Origin of the sequence: Halobellus ordinarius, assembly GCF_031823395.1 — an archaeon.
Classification (GTDB): domain Archaea; phylum Halobacteriota; class Halobacteria; order Halobacteriales; family Haloferacaceae; genus Haloquadratum; species Haloquadratum ordinarius.
In genome coordinates, this window is the sequence record NZ_JAVQKJ010000008.1 from 267,995 (window position 1) to 284,771 (window position 16,777).

The window sequence follows — 16,777 nt, forward strand, 5'->3', positions numbered from 1 at the left end:
TGCGGCGTCCGGGAGTTCATTCGTCCCCCCCGGAACCGACCGTGGTCTCCGTTCCGTCCCGTTCCTCCGTCGTTTCCGTCTCACCGTCGTTCGGGTCGGAATCCGCTTCTGTCCCCGGAGTGTTGGAGTCGGTTGCGTCGTCAGTGGCCGTGGCGTCGTCAGTAGCTGTGGCGTCGGTTGCGTCCCCAGCAGCCGTTTCGGTCGTGGCTGTCGATCCCGACAGATCCGGTTCGCGCTCGAAGACCGAAGCTCCCAGCAGTTGGCCCCCGACCGCCCGGAGGTCGACGATCTCGTCTGCCCCGACGGCACGCAGTTTCTGCACGTGCGTCTCCGCGTTGGCGAGCGCGACGATCCGGACCTCAGGGTTCACGTTCCGCGCCGCCAGCACTGCAAGGACGTTTTCCGCGTCGTCGTCGCCGGCGGCAGCAACGGCCCTGGCGTCGCCGACTCTGGCGTCTTCGAGCGCTTTTTCGTCGGTCGGGTCGTCGGTCAGCACCTCCACCCCGCGGTCGGTCAACTCCGAGGTATCCGTCGAGTCCGGGGTGACAACGACGATATCCGCCTCGTCGCCGAACCGATCGAGAAACGATTCCGTCACGTCGCCGTAGCCGAGTACCACAATGTGGTCCTCGAGGAGCGATAGCTCTGATGCAGTCATGGTTCCGAATGCGGCCGCCATCCGAGATTCGATCGCCGGGCCGATCAGCGCACCGACGGCGATGGTGAACGCGCCGGTGCCGAAGATGATCACCGAAAGCGAAAACAGCTTCGCCTCCGCGGTTAGCGGCGTGATATCGCCGTAGCCCACCGTCGCGATGGTAACAATGACGTAGTAGAACGCGTCTCCCCACGTGTCGAGTTCGAGGAACTGCTCCCGCAGGCCGTATGCGCCGACGGTTCCGTAGAGACCGACACCGATGATCGCCGAAAGCGAGGCGATCTGCAGCGAGGAGAGATCTAGCGTCTCCCGGAACTCGTCGCGGTTCCAGAGCAACAGCGGGTAGGTGACAATCACCAGCATCAACAGCGGAATCTCCGTCGGGCGGCCGGTCAGAAACGGCAGCAGCAAAAGCACCGGGAGCACCGCCGCCGCGAGCAGCCACGCGATCCGCTTCCTGCGCCGGAGGCCGAACGCGGCGATAGAGAGCGGAAACGCCAGGAGAACGCCCCCGAACCGGGCCAGCGGCTCCGCCATCGGGATCACAGCCGCGAGCGGCCCGTCGACGATAACCTGCGTCTGACTCAGGTTCGAGAGGCCGGTCACGAACGCCAGCACCGTCACCGCCACCGTCAGCGCGACGGTCGATTTCGCCCCGGAGAACTCCCGCCACTCCACGAACGGCACCCGGTCCGTCGGGTAGAACATCTTCTCGAACGGCCGCTCCCCGGACTCGTCGTGTGAGTCAACCACTACCGTGACGTCTCGGTCCGGAGGTAAAAACTATATCCCCAGTGGGAGCCCGACGACGGTCGTCGATCGCTACCGGCGCATCCGGCGGTCGCCTCCACAACAATACGGTTCTCTGACACGATGTGTCGGGTCGCAACCGTCTGCCGGCTTTTAAGAAGTCCGAGAGGAAAGTGAGGCGCGTATGAAGCGAACCATCAGCACCGACGATGCACCCGCGGCAGTCGGCGCGTACAGTCAGGCGACCACGAACGGGAGCCTCCTCATCACGGCCGGCCAGTTGCCGCTGACGACCGACGGCGAACTCCTCGACGACGAACCGGTCGGCGAGCAGACGCGGCAGTGTCTCCGGAACGTCGAGGCGATCCTCGAATCCGAGGGCCTCTCGCTTTCCGACGTGCTCAAGACGACCGTCTTCCTCGACGACATCGACGACTTCGACGCGTTCAACGAGGCCTACAGCGAGTTCTTCGAGGAGGAACCGCCCGCCAGAAGCGCCGTCGGGGCGGGGGCCGTCCCGAAGGGCGCCGCCGTCGAGATCGAGGCGATCGCGACGACCGAGTAGCGCCGACAGGATCACTGCGCGAGACGTCGAATCGCGTCCGTTCGCGTAACAAACGCTTAATGAGTCTTCGCGCGCTACCTGCGCGTGAATGACTCCCGCGGCCTCGAAGCACCTCCTCCACGTGGATCTCGACCGGGAGACAGTCGAGCGCGAACCGATCCCGGATCGGTGGCTGACCGACTACGTGGGTGGAAAAGGACTCGGGGCGCGGTATCTCTACGACAAACTGGCTCCCGGGACCGACCCGCTCGGGGCGGGCAACTACCTCCTGTTTATGCTCGGGCCGCTGAGCGGTCTACTCCCCGGTGAGCCGCAGTTTGCGGCGATCACCCGCTCGCCGCTGACGGGCACGTTTCTGGACTCCTACAGCGGCGGCCGCTTCGCCACGTCGCTCGTGGGCGCCCTGGACGGCGCGCTCGGCGTTGCCATCACCGGCCAGGCCGACGACCCGACCGTTCTGGAACTGGAAGACGACAACGCGACACTGTCTTCGGCACCGGAACTGTGGGGTCGCGACGTCGTCGAAACCTGCGACGCCTACGACGGAGCCGTCGCCTGTGTCGGCCCGGCGGGCGAAAACGAGGTCAGATACGCGACGATCGCCTCCGACGGCGGCGACCACCACGCGGGGCGCGGCGGCGCGGGGGCGGTGATGGGCGCAAAGCGGCTGAAAGCCGTCGTCGCGCGTGGCCGTCCGCCGGAGCCGTCCGCGGCAGTGGCGGCGCTCCGAGACGAGTACGAACGACGCTACCGCGAACACGACGTCGGCCGGTGGCACGCTGCCAGTGCGACGCTCGAAACCGTCGATTTCGCCGACGAGGTCGGTGTTCTCTCGACACGGGGCTGGCAGGAAAGCTCCTTCGAGAGCGCGACGGACATCGGCATCGAAGCGGCCAAGGAAGCAACGGTTGACCGCGAACGGGGCGACGACAGCGAGATCCCCGGCGGGTTCCGCGTCGAGACGGAGACGGGCGAGTCGGTGCCGCGCGGCGCGACCCCGATGTCGCTCGGCGCCGGCCTCGGGATCGATGATTTCGACGCCGTCGCCACGCTGGGTGACGTCTGCGATCGACTCGGGATCGACGTCATCAGCGCCGGCAACGCGGTCGCGTGGGCGATCCGCGCCGAGGAGGACGGGATCGTCGATCTCGGCTCCGTAGTCGACGCCGACCTCTCCTTCGGCGACGAAGCGGCCGCACAGGAACTCATCGAGGCGATCGCGGCCAGAAACCCGGGTGCGCCCGACGCGCTCGCGGACGGCGTCGAAGCCGCCGCGAACCGACTTGGCGGGAGTGACCTCGTTCCGACGATCAAGTCGATGGAGGTGCCCGCGTACGATCCTCGTGGGTCCCCCACGACGGCGCTCGCGTACGCCACGAGCGACCGCGGCGCGTGCCACCGGCGATCGCTCCCGGCCGAACGGGAGGTCTTCGAGGGCGACTCCTGGGACGATGCTGATCGCGTTCGACTCGTGATCCGCGAACAGACGATCACGTCGGCCCTCTGGTGTCTGATCGCCGACGACTTCGCCGGAGCCACGCTGGAAGACGATCTCGGCGCCGAGTGGCTGTCGACAGTCGATGCGACAGCACCGACTGACCCGGCGGAACTGCTCCGCGTCGGCGAGCGGACCTGGACCCTGACCCGTCTCTTCAACGTTCGCGAAGGGTTCGACGCTGCCGACGAGTCGCTGCCGGCCGCGTTCAGGCGCCCGCTCGCGTCCGGCCCGGCGGCAGGGCAAGCCATCACCGACGGCTGGTTCGATCGCCTGCGAGGGCAATATTACGCCGCCCGCGGGTGGAGTCCCGAGGGGATTCCGACGCGATCGCTACTGGATCGACTCGATCTTTTGGACGTCGTCGACGACGACACGCCCGTCGCCGCGGAGTCGCTGGCGAACAGAGACGACTGAGCGGGGCAGAAACGTTCGTCCAAAAAACGGCAGCGGCAATCAGCGCCTGAATAGCGGGTGTGAGGCCGATCAGTCGTCCGCGGGCGCTTCCGGGTCCGCGTCGGACGGCTGGACCTCGACCTCGATCTCGGCGGCGGCGGCCTTGTACTCGGGGATCTTCGCCCGCTCGTCGAGGACGGCGTTCGTGAGGGCGTTGGCGGAGGCGGCCGCGAAGTGCGGCGTCGTCCAGATGACGCCCTCCTTGATGTCCTCCGTGACGTGGGCCTCGACGGTGATCTCGCCGCGCCGTGATTTCACCGTGATCTTCTCGCCGTCCTCGATGCCGTAGCGCTCGGCGTCGTTGGGGTGGACGTCGACGAAGTTCTCCGGGTACTGCTTGTTGAGCCGTGGGGACCGGCGGCTCATCGTCCCCGTGTTGTAGTGTTCCTCCAGTCGCGCGGTCGTCAGGATGAGCGGGTACTCGTCGTCCGGCGTCTCCTTCGGCGGCTGGTGGGTGACGCCCTCGATCTGGCCGAGGCCGCTCTCGGTGTCGAAGCTGTCCTCGTAGAGGAACTGGTCGCCCTCGTCGCCCGACTCGTAGCAGGGCCAGTGGAGGCCCTCCTCACCGAGGGCGTCGTAGGACATCCCGTGGTAGATCGGACAGACCTCACGGAGTTCCTCGAAGACTTCCTCGGGGGTGTCGAAGTCGAAGCCCTCGCCGAAGAGACGGGTGCCGACCTCCGAGAGGATTTCGAGGTCGTGTTTGGTGTTCTCGTGAACCTTCTGCACTCCTCGCATCCGCTGGACGCGGCGGTCGGTGTTGGTGACGGTGCCGCCGCGCTCGGCCCACGTCGTCGCCGGCAGCACGACGTCGGCGTACTCGGCGGTTTCTGTCATAAAGATGTCCTGCACCACCATGAAGCCGACCTCCTCTAAGAGTTCGGCGACGTGGTTGGCGTCGGGTTCGGACATCACGGGGTTTTCCCCCATCACGTACATCCCGTGGATCTTCTCGCCGATATTCGAGGTGATCTCGACGTTCGTCAGGCCGGGTTCGTCCGGAATCTCGAAGCCCCAGACGTCCTCGACGCTCTCGCGTGCCTCGTCGTCGTCGACGAGCTGGTAGCCCGGGAGGACGTTCGGCATCGCGCCGACGTCGCTTGTCCCCTGGACGTTGTTCTGGCCGCGCAGGGGGTTGACGCCCGTGCCGGGGCGGCCGACGTTACCCGTGATCAAAGCGAGGTTGATCTCGTTTTGGACGTTGTCGACGCCGCAGGTGTGCTGGCTCATCCCCATCCCGGTGAAGATGGCGGCGTTGTCGGCCTCGGCGTATTTCTTTGCGGCGAGTTCGATGTCTTCGAGCGGGACGCCGGCCTCCTCGGCGGCGGCCTCCTTGTCGAAGTCCTCGAGGGTCTCCTTGAGGTCCTCGAAGCCCTCGGTCCGGTTCTCGATGAACTCCTCGTCGACCCAGTCGTTTTCGAGAATCGTCTTCAGGACGACGTTGAGGAGCGGGATGTCGGCACCGGGTTCGACCTGGAGGTGCTGGTGGCGCTCGGTCTCCTCGATGTCGAACGAGCGCGTGGTCTTGTTCGCGTGGGGGTCGACCTGGATGACGGTCGCGCCATCGAGCACTGCCTGCCGGAAGTAGTTACTGTTGGCGATGGGGTGCTGCTCGGCGGGGTTTGCGCCCTGAATCCAGAAGAGGTCGGCCTCGTTTTTGAGGTCCTCCATACTGTTCGTCATCGCGCCCGCGCCGAGGCTCGTCCGCAGCGCCCACACCGTCGAGGCGTGGCACATCCGCGTACAGTTGTCGACGTTGTTGGTGCCGTAGCGGCGCGCGAGCTTCTGGAGGAGGTAGTTCTCCTCGTTCATCGTCTTCGAGGAGCCGAAAAAGCCCATCGCGTCGGGGCCGTGCTCCTCGCGGACCTCCTCGAGTTCCGAGACGATCCGCTCGTAGGCCTCCTCCCAGGTGGCCTCGCGGAACTCGCCGTCTTCCTTGATCAGCGGATCCGTGAGTCGGTCCTCGTGGTCGACGACCTGTGTCGCCGCTCCGCCTTTGATGCAGACGCGGCCCTCGTTGACCGGTGCGTCGCCCCAGGGCATAAACCGCATATCGCCCGGGTCCTCGCCCGGTTGTACCTGAATGCCACAGCCGACACCACAGTACGGGCAGATGGTCTTGACCGGTTCCTGATCCTGTTCGTCACTCGACATAACGTGATCCCTCCGCGTGATGGCTCATCTCGATTGTATCCTGCCCTGCCATCCGTATCAATCTTTCTCACACACGATCGCCGAGATACCCGGACGAACACCTGAAATGGCCGTTTTACCCGGAATTCGGGACTGAAACGGACAGTGAACTGTCAGTCCCGCCGATAGCTGACAGGCGGCGACGGGACGTTCCAAAAGCCGTCACATCGCGGACGATTTTTGATGCGCGGCGGGGATTCCGGTTCGCGCGCGGCGGAACTCGCCCCCGACGGGGCGGGACGGGAGCCGGCGCGCGATTGCTGCTGAACTCCGCAGCGGTTTCACCTGCTGGTTTGGAAGCAGCGAAAATACGCGACCTACAGCTGTTCAGATTCTGGGACTGTTGCTGCTGTGAGCTAAGAGCCGCGAAATATGGAGAAATAGCTACGGAGTTTTCCGACCTTCGCGGCTGGTGACGGGCGCCCGAAATTCTCCCACAGTCGACAGGATAAGGATCCTGGCGCGGCTACCACGCGTATGGAACTCACCGCCGACGTCGTCGACGAGAAGGTTCGCGAGTATCCCTCGGTCCAGCCGCTGTCGACCGCCGAAGCCGAGCACATCGAGTTACTGCCGGACACCTTCGCCAGCGGCGACTACGGCTGGCGGGACGCCGAGTGGGTCGTCCAATGGTACGGCCGTCGGTTCCTGGGATCGATACCCAACGCCGACCGACGGGCGATCGAGGACGCCTACGACGAAAACGACTACGAGAAGGTCCACGACGCCATCACCGGTGCCGTCGCGGCAGACGGCGCCGCGGAGAAACTCTCGCGTCTGACAGATCTCGCGGGCGTCGACGTGCCCGTCGGCTCGGCGTTCTGCCAGTACATCGATCCCGACAACTACGTCGTCCTCGACGAGCGCCAGTGGTCGGTGCTGCGGGAGGCGGGCGAACTCGACGAGGCCTACCCCGAGACGCCGGACGTGAGCGACTACGAGCGGTATCTCGACGCGTACCGATCGGTCGCCGAGCGGTGCGATCGCGACCTCTGGGACCTCTACCGCGCGGTGTGGGTCCTCGGCAGCGAGCAGTGAGCGGTCGGCAGCGTCATCGGCCGGCCGGCTGACGGCATCATCGACCGGTTGGCTGTCGGCGTCATCGACCGGCCGTCTGACGGCGTCATCGACCGATTGGCTGTCGGCTCCATCGACCGATTGGCTGTCGGCGTCATCGACCGATTGGCTGTCGGCGTCATCGACCGATTGGCTGTCGGCGTCCACGACTCACGAGAGCACGCGCTCGGTCAATCCGTCCGCAAAAAAGCCGCGTCGAAAGTTCGCTGAAACCGCCTGCAACCGCGCGGCCTAGAACAGGCCGCTGATGTTGCCGTCCTCGTCGATGTCCATCCCGGCGGCGGCGGGCGTCGCCGGCAGGCCCGGCATATCCAGCACGTCGCCCGTCAGCGCGACGAGGAAGCCCGCGCCCGCGGAGGGGTACAGTTCGCGGACGTCGAGTTCCCACCCGGACGGGGCGCCTTTCTTCGAGGGATCGTCGCTCAGCGAGTGGAACGTCTTCGAGAGACAGACCGGCATATCGTCGAAGCCGAGGTCCTCCAGGCGCTCGATGTCCTCCTCGGCGCTGCCGACGTAGTTGACGTCGTCGGCGCCGTAGACCTCCGTCGCGACCGTCTCGATCTTCTCTTTGATCGACGCCTCGTCGGGGTAGAGGTGGTCGAAGTCGTCCTCGTCGCCGGACTCGACGGCCTCGATGACGTGCTCGGCGAGGTCGACGCCGCCCTCGCTACCCTCCGCGAAGACGTTCGACTCGGCGATCTCGACGCCGAGGTCCTCGCGGCAGTGCTCGACGACGGTTTCGATCTCCTCGTCGGTGTCGTCCGGGAAGCGGTTGAGCGCGACGACGACCGGGACGCCGAACTTCTGGAGGTTCCGGACGTGTTTGTCCAGGTTCGCGAAGCCGGCTTCCAGTTCGTCGACGCCGGCTTCCTTGACGGCGTCGAGGTCGGCGGGCCACATTCCCATCCCGTGGTACTTCAGCGCGCGCACGGTCGAGACGAGCACGACCGCGTTCGGCGTCATATCGCCGAGGCGGCAGACGATGTTCATGAACTTCTCGGCGCCGAGGTCCGAACCGAAGCCGGCCTCGGTGACGAGGTAATCGCCCATCCCGAAGGCCGTCTTGTCGGCGATCAGGGAGTTCGTCCCGTGGGCGATGTTCGCGAACGGACCGCCGTGGACGAACGCGGGCGTCCCCTCGATCGTCTGGACGAGGTTCGGCTTGATCGCGTCCTTCAGGAGCATCGTGACCGGACCGGTCGCGTCGATGTCGTCGACGGTGATCACGTCGCCCTCTTTGTTGTACGCGAGGATGATCCGCGAGACGCGCTCCTTGAGGTCGCCGAGGTCCTCAGCGAGACAGAGCACCGCCATCAGTTCGGAGGCGGCCGTCAGCAGGAAGCGGTCCTCACGCGCCGTGCCGCCGCTCGACCCGCCGAGGCCGATGACGATGTCGCGGAGCGCGCGGTCGTTCATATCCATCGCGCGCGGCCAGGAGACGTCGTTGACGTCGATGTCGAACTCCTCGCTCTGGGAGATCTTCGCGTCCAGCATCGCCGAAATGAGGTTGTGCGCCGAGGTCAGCGCGTGGAGGTCGCCCGTGAAGTGGAGGTTGATGTCCTCCATCGGGAGCACCTGCGAGTAGCCGCCGCCGGCCGCGCCGCCCTTGACGCCGAAGACCGGCCCGAGCGACGGTTCGCGGATCGCGATCATCGCGTCCTCGCCGACGTGGTTGAGCGTCTGTCCGAGGCCGACCGTCGTGACGGTCTTGCCTTCCCCCATCGGCGTGGGTGTCATTCCCGTTACGAGGACGAGGTTGCCCTCCTTGTTCTCCGCGTTGTCGCGGAGACGATCGACGCCCTCCTTGGACAGTTTCGCCTTGTAGTCACCGTAGAGTTCGACGTCGTCGTTCCCGATGCCCCAGGGTTCGAGCACGTCGAGGATCGGCTCTTTGTCGGTCGCCTTTGCGATCTCGTAATCTGTGGGGAACCCGCCGTCCCCGTCTGATTCCGTCATACCTTGTGATGACCCGCGGCGGTCACGTAAGGGTATCGGAAGAAAGTGAAACATCTCGGAGAAGACGTGTTTCGTGATCTGTGGCAGTTCCCAGAGAGATCCGATTTTGTCGGACCCGGACCCGTGGACACAACAGGTTTCTGAAACGGCAAGAACCGGATAATAGCCGACATCAGATCGTTTTGGGGGAACTTTGGTCTCGTCTGGCACTGGAGAACCCGAGTTCCCCCGGACGTACTGCCGCAATCAACTGTCCGATATACTCGATTCACCGGCCCACGATCAAACGTACGAAAAGTTATACTTACGCGCGTCCCACCCCGATAGGTTAATCAGGCAACCGCCGCCGATACGTGATATGGAGTATCACGAGGCCGCCGACTATCTCACTTCGTTTCAGCGGCGCCGGCCGAAGCTCGGCATCGAGACGACAGCCCGGATGCTCTCGCACTTCGGCGATCCGCACCTCGACGTCGACTGCGTGCAGATCGCCGGATCCAACGGCAAGGGATCGACGGCGCGGATGCTCGAAAGCGTGCTTCGGCGTGCCGGCGTGAGCGTCGGCCTCTTTACTTCGCCCAGCCTGAACGACTTTCGTGAACAGGTACGCGTCGACGGGCGGCCGGTTCCGAAGTCGAAGGTCGCCGAGTACGCCAAAGAGATCGGTCCGTGTATCGACCGTCTCCGGGAGGACGACGACGAACCGACCCACTTCGAGGTGCTGACCGCGGTTGCGCTTCGCCACTTCAGCGAGAAGGACGTCGACGTTGCGGTCCTGGAGGTCGGGATCGGCGGCCGGTACGACGCCACCAGCGCGGTCGACCCCGTCGCCGGCGCCGTCACGAGCGTCAGCCTGGAACATACTGAGCTTCTGGGCGATACGATCGAAGAGATCGCACGCGACAAGGCACAGGTCGCTCCCCAGGACGCTCCACTGGTCACGGGCGCCGACGGCGCGGCGCTCGACGCCATTCGCGAGGTGACCGACGCCATCTCGGTCGGGCCGCCCGATTCCGATCCCGACGTCGTCGCGGTCGAGACCGGAATGCGCTCCGCCGTCGAAAACGAGATCTCGATCGTCGGCCCCGGCTGGGAGGTCGAGACGAACCTCCCGCTGCTCGGCGCCCACCAGGCCACAAACGCCGGCGTCGCCGCCACCCTCGCCCGACAGGTCGCCGCCGTCGAGGCCGAAGCTATCGCCGAAGGGCTCAGAGCCGTCCTCTGGCCGGGGCGCTTCGAGATTATGTCGACGGAGCCGATGATCGCTCTCGACGGGTCCCACAACCCCGGGGCGACGGCGACGCTCGCCGGTCTGCTCGCCCGCTACGACTACGAGGATCTGCATCTCGTTTTCGCCGCGATGTCGGACAAGGCCTACGACGAGATGATCGACTCACTTCCGGGGATCGCGACCGCGTACGCGACTCGGCCGGAACTCGATCGCGCGGAGGACCCCGACACGCTCGCGGCCACACTCGAAGACTACGCCGACACTGTCGAGGCGGTTCCGTCGGTTCCAGAAGCGACCGAGCGAGCGATCGAAGCGGCCGATCCCGACGACTTCGTCCTGGTCACCGGATCGCTGTATGCGGTCGCGGAAGCCCGGGACCGCTGGACCCGGCTCCTCGTGCCGACGGCCCGAACCCGCCCGTCACACACCGAGCACTCCCTCGTCGGCGCCCTGTTCGAGGATCGAGCGGACGTCGACGACCCCATCGGCGGAATGGACGGATCCGGCACCGCTGCCGGTGGCGCCCCGAACCGGGAGTCGACCACCGCAGAGGAGATCGACCGCCGACTCTTCCGGACGTATCTCCGGCCAGACCAGGCGCAGCGGGTCGCGGATCGGCTGACGGATCTCGGCGGCCAGTGTCGGCGCTCTACGACCGGCAGCCCCGAGAAGTTAGTCGCAACCGTGCTTGGGGGCACGACGGCACAGTTCCGGGAGCTTGCCGACGACCTGGCCTCGGAGGGGCTGGGGCTGCGGCGGCTGGCGGCACAGCTCGAACGGCGGCTGGATCCCGTCGACCCCGCTCGCGCGGCGGGGCTCGAGCCGATCACCGACGACGGCACCGCGGTGATGGGCATCCTCAACGTCACCCCCGACAGCTTCCACGACGGCGGCGAGTACGAGGCCCACGAGGCGGCGGTCTCCCGGGCCGAGGAGATGATCGACGCGGGCGCCGACATCATCGACGTCGGCGGCGAGAGCACCCGCCCCGGTGCTGAACCGGTCCCGACCGAGACGGAGATCGACCGCGTCGTTCCGGTGATCGAAGCGCTCTCGGCGTTCGACGTGCCGGTGTCGATCGATACGCGGAAGGCGGCCGTGGCGGATGCTGCCCTCGAAGCGGGGGCCGACATCGTCAACGACGTCTCCGGGCTGGCCGACCCCGAGATGCCCTTCGTCGTCGCCGATCACGACGCGTCGCTCGTTTTGATGCACAGCCTCTCGGTCCCGGTCGATCCCGATCGGAACCCGACGTACGACGACGTGGTCGAGGACGTGATGGCGGAACTAAACGAACAGCTGCTTCGCGCCGAGCGGGCCGGTATCGACAGAGAACAGATCGTCATCGATCCCGGCTGCGGGTTCGGCAAGTCGGCGAGCGAATCCTTCGAGCTGATCGACCGTCTCGGCGAACTCGAAGCGCTCGGCTGTCCCGTCCTCATCGGTCACTCCCGGAAATCGATGTTCACAGCCGTCGACGACGCCGACGACGACCGGCTCACACCGACCCTCGCCGGGACGGCCATCGCGGCCGACCGGGGAGCCGACGTGGTCCGCGTCCACGACGTGGCGGAGAACGTGGCGGTCATCGGGGCTGCGACCGGCCAGTTGGATCCTGGGAACTGAGGCGCCGCCTCGGATACGGGTCACTTCCGGGTTCCTGCGAGGAGAGGACGGACGCGGGCTTCAGCGGCCAGAGACCCCGAGCCGGGATCGTTCAGGAGTAGGAGTGCTTGAACTCCCAGTGGTACCGACAGCCGTTACAGGTCGCCCACTCGACGAGGTCGAACGACTCCGGGTGACGCTGTCCGTGCACCATCTCGCTGCGACAGACCGGACAGGTGAGCTGTTTCAACTCTAGGTCCGGGAACTCCTGATAGTCGAACTCGGCGACGCAGTGCGGGCAGTCGATGTCGTCCCGGGAGTGGTGTTGGGGAATGTCGCCGCCGCAACGCGGGCACTCGAGGATCGCTGGCGGGCGCTTTGCCCATCCTTCGTCGCCGTCGTACGTCGTCGTCGCGGTGTCCATCGCCGACAGCCGGAACTTGTTCGGTCCATCCCCCCGCTGGAGCGGCTTGGCGATCGCCGCTGCGACGCGTCTCGTCCTACCAAGCAACGACCGCAACAGCCGTTCCATAGGAGGTCAAAGGCCCTGTAAAGTATAAATTACGCGGCGGTGTGTGCGGTCGCTGCTCGGTCGACAGATTTTCCCGTGGCTCCGCCGACTCGTCCACATATGCTCACTCAGGGCGTGATCGCCGTTGTCACCGCGCAGGTCGGCGATCCGTCGGTGCTGCTTGGGATGCCAGGTCCGTACTACGCGGTGGGTTCGTTTCTGACGGTTCTGGCTGCGGCGGTGGGGCTTCTCGCTCGTCGGGAGTCGCTCGTCGAACGGGCAACAGATCGGGCGATCGAGCGGTCTCCACTCGCGATCCTCTATGGAGTGATCCCGTTCGCGCTTTCGGCGTTCGTCGGCGGCTACGTTCTTTCGCAGGCTGCCCGCGTTGGCGCCGGCGGCCCTCTGATCGTCACCGGGATGGCATCGCTCGTCGGTATCGCTCTCGTCACGCTCGCTGGGCTCGGATATCTCGTGGTCGGCTCGTACCTCACGGAGATCGAGGGCGCGAGACGGCCGTGGCCCGGCGCGGTCGTCGGGGCCGGGCTCAGCGCGATTCCGTGGCTCGTGCTGCCGCTTTTGCCCGCGCTGTTTGTGTGGTTCGTCCTCGCCGCTGTGGGCCTCGGCGGTACAACCCAAGAGTGGATCCACGGGGAGCGGACGGTCGAAACCGAACGGAGCGAATAGCTCGGCGTGGGTAAGACTCTTTCTCGTCGCCCACGTAGCCTCTGGTATGGCGTCATTGCTCCAGACGTTCGGCGGCGGGTTGCTCGAATCTGTCGCCCAGCTGGCCGGCATCCTCGGGACGGTCGTACTGGGGCTTTTCGTACTCGCGATGGCGACGTACGCGTACAAACAGCTCCGTGGCGGCGGCGTCCGCTGGCCCGACGAGGAGACCGAAGACGACGATGTCGTCCGCGGCGACTCGGACGACGAGTGGGACTACTACTGATCGGCGAAGCGGGGTCCACCTCCACACAGCGACGGCGTTTTGCGTTCGTCTCCGTCGGTACTTCTGGGGCCGTATCGCGGACCAGGCCACACCTGCTGCACCATATCGCCTCTCGGGGCGCACGGGAGCCCTGAAAGACTACCTGGCGACTGTCGTAGCGGCTGCCCGTTCGCACGATCGCACGCTGTCCTGCGCGCGGGTGGGTACACAGTTGCAAAACACTCCCATACTGCCCGGACGAAAAACACGAGATACTGAGCCACACAGTTGTTCGCTCGCTCGTGAACTCGGGAAATCGGTCCCGGCTCCGCGATAAGACTTCTCCTCGAAACCGGAGTGAATTTCGTCAGTCGCTGCTGACCGAGTCGTCACCTCCCTGTACGTCCGTGACCATATCGCCGCCAGTCGTCACGACGTCCACGTCGCCTTCGGCGGTCATATCCTGGATGCGCTCCGCGAACTCCTGGGATTCGAGGATCTGGTACTCGTTGTCGAGTCCCAGATAGACGGTGTAACACATCAGACACAGGATCACCGCGAAGGGGAGCCCGGTCGTGATGGCCGCCGTCTGCAGCGCGCCGAGGCCGCCCCCGTACAGGAGCACTGCCGCAACTGCACCCTCGGTGATTGCCCAGAAGATGCGCTGGGTCTTCGGGACGTCGTGCTTGCCACCCGAAGTCAGGTGGTCGATGACGAGCGAGCCCGAGTCCGAGGACGTGACGAAGAACGTGATGATGAGAAGCGTCGCCAGCGACGCCGTGATGGCGCCGAGCGGGTACTGCTCTAACATCACGAACATTCCGAGCGTCTCGAAGGCGCCGTAGCCAAGTTCGTTGTACGCGCCGACGACCGCGCCGGCACTGTCAGTCTGGACGGCGCTCTGGAGCGCACTACCGCCGAAGGTCGACAGCCAGAGCGTCGAGAACAGCGACGGGAGGAACAGGACCCCGAGCACGAACTCGCGGACCGTCCGTCCCTTCGAGATGCGCGCGATAAACATCCCGACGAACGGCGACCACGCGATCCACCAGCCCCAGTAGAAGATGGTCCACGCGGTCACGGTGCCACCGCCGGCGCCCATCGCACCACGGAAGAAGCCGAGTTCGACGACGCTGCCGAAGTACGCACCGAGGCCTTCGACCCACGTCCCGAGGACGAAGATCGTCGGGCCCACGATGAGCAGGAAGCCGAGCAGGATGAACATCAGATAGAGGTTCACCGTGCTCAGGCGCTTGACTCCACCGTCGAGACCGGCCGCGACCGACATCGTCGCGATGGCGGTGATCCCGGCGATGAGGACGATCTGTGAGATCGTGTTGTTCGGGAAGCTTCCAAGGACGCCCAGGATCTCCGTTGAGACGTACGCGAGTCCACGGTTCACCTGGGCGACACCGAGGCCGAGTGACGTCGCCAGGCCGAACAGGGTCGCGAAAACGGTCACGAGGTCGATCAGATGCCCCGGCCACCCGTAGATGCGGTCACCCAAGAGCGGCCAGAAGATCGACCGGAACGTCAGCGGTAGCCCGCGGTTGAACGAGAAGAACGCCAGTCCGAGGCCGACGAGGCCGTAGACCGCCCACGGGTGGAAGCCCCAGTGGAAGAACGTCTGGGCCATCGCCGCCGAGGCCGCGGCGCCGGTTCCCGCTTCAACTCCCCAGAACCCAGGCGGGCTGGAGAAGTAGAAGACGGGTTCGAGGACGCTGAAGAACATCAGGCCGATCCCCATTCCGGCGCTGAAAAGCATCGCCATCCAGGAGAAGTCGCTGAACTCCTTTTCGGCCTCGACACCGCCGATCTTGATATTTCCGAACTTTCCGAACGCGAAGTACAACAACACCACGATGAAGATGTTCACCGCGAGCAGGTAGAACCATCCGAAGTTCTCCCCGATGAAGTTGAACAGCCACGTGTACGCGGCCGACGCGCTATCACCGAGGATGATTGTTGCTGCGATGAAAAGCGCGATGAGCACGAGCGCGACTGGGAATACCACGGGATGAACGTCGAATCCCCACTTCGCAATGTTCGTGTCACCGGGTTCGCGGTCGGATTCCGGATGGAACAGCTCTACCTGTAGCCCGTCGGACATTTCTCCCGTCGAATCACTGTCTGACATATCTTACCTCCGTCTCTGTTTGTCTCGTTTGGTTATTCGTTATCATTGTACGAGTGTCGAATCGCGCCTGCCAGTTCGTCTTTATTTCGACCGTAACACCGATTATCTATGCCGCCGTGCTGTGCTTTTCTGTAGGGTGATCCGACAATTACCCACCGTCGTTTGTTCACTCCTGAGTGGAATGCTACTATACCTCATAATTCTGCTGTCGTTGAACTATAATAAAGGTTGGGCAATATTCGCCACTAAGCCACTCATACGGATGTTTTCTGGAAGTAGAAAATCGTCACCGGGACCTAGAAATGCCAGCCCTTCCCTACACAAAGTAACAGGAATATAACTAATTGGGTTTCGTAAACACCGGTAGTAGCCGTTTACAACTGATTGGAATCCGATCGTACGCGGTCTTGCGGTCGTGGTAAGCGAAGACTTGCAAACGCTACTATATACAACGAGTGCTCTCCGGGACATCGGCCAGTCGCTCACGGCAGTTTCCGTAACCGAGCGGGCCGTACGTTTATACTGCCCGACGCAACTGTTCGTGTATGGAAAATCTGCTCGCGACCGGGGCTATCGTGGTCGTCGTGGCTCTTTTCGGCTTCGCGCTCTACCAGATGACGATTGGGGACTACACTGTGGCCGGAATGAGTTTTCTGAGTGCCAGTATCGTCATCTACTACCGCGAAAACCACTTGGTGGGCCGCTGACTCTCTGCCACTCGACTCGCCGCCAATGCGGTCAGATATCGTCGGCGTTCATCCGCTGGGTTATCACCGGCACTCGCGAGGTCCTGACCACCTTCTCTGCGGTTCCACCCAACAGCGAGCCGATAGCGCCGCGGTACGCCGAACCCATCACGATGGCGTCCATCCCTTCGTCGTTGGCGTAGTCGGCGACCTCTTCGGCCACAGAGCCGGTTCTGAACGCGGTCGAGCACTCTACGCCGTGTTCGGCGGCTATCTTACAGAGTTCGTCCAGCACCTCCTCGCCGTACTCCCGGTATCGCTCCCGCATCTCTTCTTCGTCGTCGCGAAGGGCCAGCGCCCGCGGTGCCCCCGGCAGGTCGATCACGTAGAGCGCCGTTACCTTCGCGCCGAGTGCCGCCGCCAGTTCGATCCCGTGCATCGCGCCTTTCTCGGCTTCGCCGCTCCCGTCGTAGGGGATGAGTATCTCCTCGTACATCGCTCCGGACGTACTGTCACGACCCGTTCA

General features: G+C 64.7%; 14 protein-coding genes. 8 read left to right on the forward strand and 6 right to left on the reverse strand.

Features of this window, described 5'->3' with window-relative positions:
* Positions 1 to 16 precede the first annotated feature (16 nt).
* Positions 17 to 1,411 (reverse strand): NAD-binding protein, encoded by a 1,395-nt coding sequence (locus tag RJT48_RS13820; RefSeq protein ID WP_311172912.1) that lies wholly within the window; start codon positions 1,409 to 1,411, stop codon positions 17 to 19.
* A gap of 181 nt (positions 1,412 to 1,592) precedes the next feature.
* On the opposite strand from RJT48_RS13820, the gene RJT48_RS13825 reads away from it, so the two are divergent.
* On the forward strand, positions 1,593 to 1,973 hold the full coding sequence (locus tag RJT48_RS13825; RefSeq protein ID WP_311172913.1) for a Rid family detoxifying hydrolase: 381 nt from the start codon (positions 1,593 to 1,595) through the stop codon (positions 1,971 to 1,973).
* Positions 1,974 to 2,061: 88 nt separating this feature from the next.
* The gene (locus RJT48_RS13830) at positions 2,062 to 3,885 is read left to right on the forward strand and encodes an aldehyde ferredoxin oxidoreductase family protein (protein WP_311172914.1); all 1,824 of its coding nucleotides are present in this window, start codon (positions 2,062 to 2,064) and stop codon (positions 3,883 to 3,885) included.
* A gap of 69 nt (positions 3,886 to 3,954) precedes the next feature.
* On the opposite strand, the gene fdhF is transcribed toward RJT48_RS13830, so the two are convergent.
* Positions 3,955 to 6,078 carry a formate dehydrogenase subunit alpha gene (gene fdhF / locus RJT48_RS13835; protein ID WP_311172915.1) on the reverse strand — a complete coding sequence of 708 codons (2,124 nt, stop codon included), beginning with the start codon at positions 6,076 to 6,078 and terminating at the stop codon, positions 3,955 to 3,957.
* A gap of 516 nt (positions 6,079 to 6,594) precedes the next feature.
* On the opposite strand from fdhF, the gene RJT48_RS13840 reads away from it, so the two are divergent.
* Positions 6,595 to 7,155: a hypothetical protein gene (locus tag RJT48_RS13840; RefSeq protein WP_311172916.1), complete on the forward strand. Its 561-nt coding sequence runs from the start codon at positions 6,595 to 6,597 to the stop codon at positions 7,153 to 7,155.
* A gap of 48 nt (positions 7,156 to 7,203) precedes the next feature.
* The gene (locus RJT48_RS13845; protein WP_311172917.1) at positions 7,204 to 7,404 is read left to right on the forward strand and encodes a hypothetical protein; all 201 of its coding nucleotides are present in this window, start codon (positions 7,204 to 7,206) and stop codon (positions 7,402 to 7,404) included.
* A 21-nt stretch (positions 7,405 to 7,425) separates the two neighbouring features.
* Here RJT48_RS13845 and RJT48_RS13850 read toward each other — a convergent pair whose 3' ends face one another.
* Positions 7,426 to 9,150: a formate--tetrahydrofolate ligase gene (locus RJT48_RS13850; RefSeq protein ID WP_311172918.1), complete on the reverse strand. Its 1,725-nt coding sequence runs from the start codon at positions 9,148 to 9,150 to the stop codon at positions 7,426 to 7,428.
* Positions 9,151 to 9,508: 358 nt separating this feature from the next.
* On the opposite strand from RJT48_RS13850, the gene folP reads away from it, so the two are divergent.
* On the forward strand, positions 9,509 to 12,007 hold the full coding sequence (gene folP, locus RJT48_RS13855) for a dihydropteroate synthase (protein WP_311172919.1): 2,499 nt from the start codon (positions 9,509 to 9,511) through the stop codon (positions 12,005 to 12,007).
* Between the two features lie 91 nt (positions 12,008 to 12,098).
* Here folP and RJT48_RS13860 read toward each other — a convergent pair whose 3' ends face one another.
* Positions 12,099 to 12,518, reverse strand: a complete 420-nt coding sequence (locus tag RJT48_RS13860) for a hypothetical protein (protein ID WP_311172920.1) — start codon at positions 12,516 to 12,518, stop codon at positions 12,099 to 12,101.
* Positions 12,519 to 12,617: 99 nt separating this feature from the next.
* On the opposite strand from RJT48_RS13860, the gene RJT48_RS13865 reads away from it, so the two are divergent.
* Together RJT48_RS13865 and RJT48_RS13870 are read left to right on the forward strand one after the other, a co-directional pair.
* Positions 12,618 to 13,184, forward strand: a complete 567-nt coding sequence (locus RJT48_RS13865) for a hypothetical protein (RefSeq protein WP_311172921.1) — start codon at positions 12,618 to 12,620, stop codon at positions 13,182 to 13,184.
* A 46-nt stretch (positions 13,185 to 13,230) separates the two neighbouring features.
* A complete protein-coding gene (locus RJT48_RS13870) occupies positions 13,231 to 13,449 on the forward strand; it encodes a hypothetical protein (RefSeq protein WP_311172922.1) in 219 nt (72 codons plus the stop codon).
* Positions 13,450 to 13,795: 346 nt separating this feature from the next.
* Here RJT48_RS13870 and RJT48_RS13875 read toward each other — a convergent pair whose 3' ends face one another.
* On the reverse strand, positions 13,796 to 15,565 hold the full coding sequence (locus tag RJT48_RS13875; RefSeq protein ID WP_311172923.1) for a BCCT family transporter: 1,770 nt from the start codon (positions 15,563 to 15,565) through the stop codon (positions 13,796 to 13,798).
* Positions 15,566 to 16,110: 545 nt separating this feature from the next.
* Here RJT48_RS13875 and RJT48_RS13880 point away from each other — a divergent pair.
* Positions 16,111 to 16,272: a hypothetical protein gene (locus tag RJT48_RS13880; protein ID WP_311172924.1), complete on the forward strand. Its 162-nt coding sequence runs from the start codon at positions 16,111 to 16,113 to the stop codon at positions 16,270 to 16,272.
* A 31-nt stretch (positions 16,273 to 16,303) separates the two neighbouring features.
* Here RJT48_RS13880 and RJT48_RS13885 read toward each other — a convergent pair whose 3' ends face one another.
* Positions 16,304 to 16,747: a universal stress protein gene (locus tag RJT48_RS13885; RefSeq protein ID WP_311172925.1), complete on the reverse strand. Its 444-nt coding sequence runs from the start codon at positions 16,745 to 16,747 to the stop codon at positions 16,304 to 16,306.
* Between the last annotated feature and the right edge of the window lie 30 nt (positions 16,748 to 16,777).

Bases quoted from the DNA above. Each gene is read 5' to 3' on its own strand.
- RJT48_RS13865 (WP_311172921.1), top strand. From the start codon at position 12,618: ATGCTCACTCAGGGCGTGATCGCCGTTGTCACCGCGCAGGTCGGCGAT.
- RJT48_RS13830 (WP_311172914.1), top strand. From the start codon at position 2,062: ATGACTCCCGCGGCCTCGAAGCACCTCCTCCACGTGGATCTCGACCGG.
- RJT48_RS13860 (WP_311172920.1), bottom strand. From the start codon at position 12,518: ATGGAACGGCTGTTGCGGTCGTTGCTTGGTAGGACGAGACGCGTCGCA.
- RJT48_RS13850 (WP_311172918.1), bottom strand. From the start codon at position 9,150: ATGACGGAATCAGACGGGGACGGCGGGTTCCCCACAGATTACGAGATC.
- RJT48_RS13880 (WP_311172924.1), top strand. From the start codon at position 16,111: ATGGAAAATCTGCTCGCGACCGGGGCTATCGTGGTCGTCGTGGCTCTT.
- RJT48_RS13870 (WP_311172922.1), top strand. From the start codon at position 13,231: ATGGCGTCATTGCTCCAGACGTTCGGCGGCGGGTTGCTCGAATCTGTC.
- RJT48_RS13840 (WP_311172916.1), top strand. From the start codon at position 6,595: ATGGAACTCACCGCCGACGTCGTCGACGAGAAGGTTCGCGAGTATCCC.
- folP (WP_311172919.1), top strand. From the start codon at position 9,509: ATGGAGTATCACGAGGCCGCCGACTATCTCACTTCGTTTCAGCGGCGC.
- fdhF (WP_311172915.1), bottom strand. From the start codon at position 6,078: ATGTCGAGTGACGAACAGGATCAGGAACCGGTCAAGACCATCTGCCCG.
- RJT48_RS13885 (WP_311172925.1), bottom strand. From the start codon at position 16,747: ATGTACGAGGAGATACTCATCCCCTACGACGGGAGCGGCGAAGCCGAG.
- RJT48_RS13875 (WP_311172923.1), bottom strand. From the start codon at position 15,565: ATGTCAGACAGTGATTCGACGGGAGAAATGTCCGACGGGCTACAGGTA.
- RJT48_RS13825 (WP_311172913.1), top strand. From the start codon at position 1,593: ATGAAGCGAACCATCAGCACCGACGATGCACCCGCGGCAGTCGGCGCG.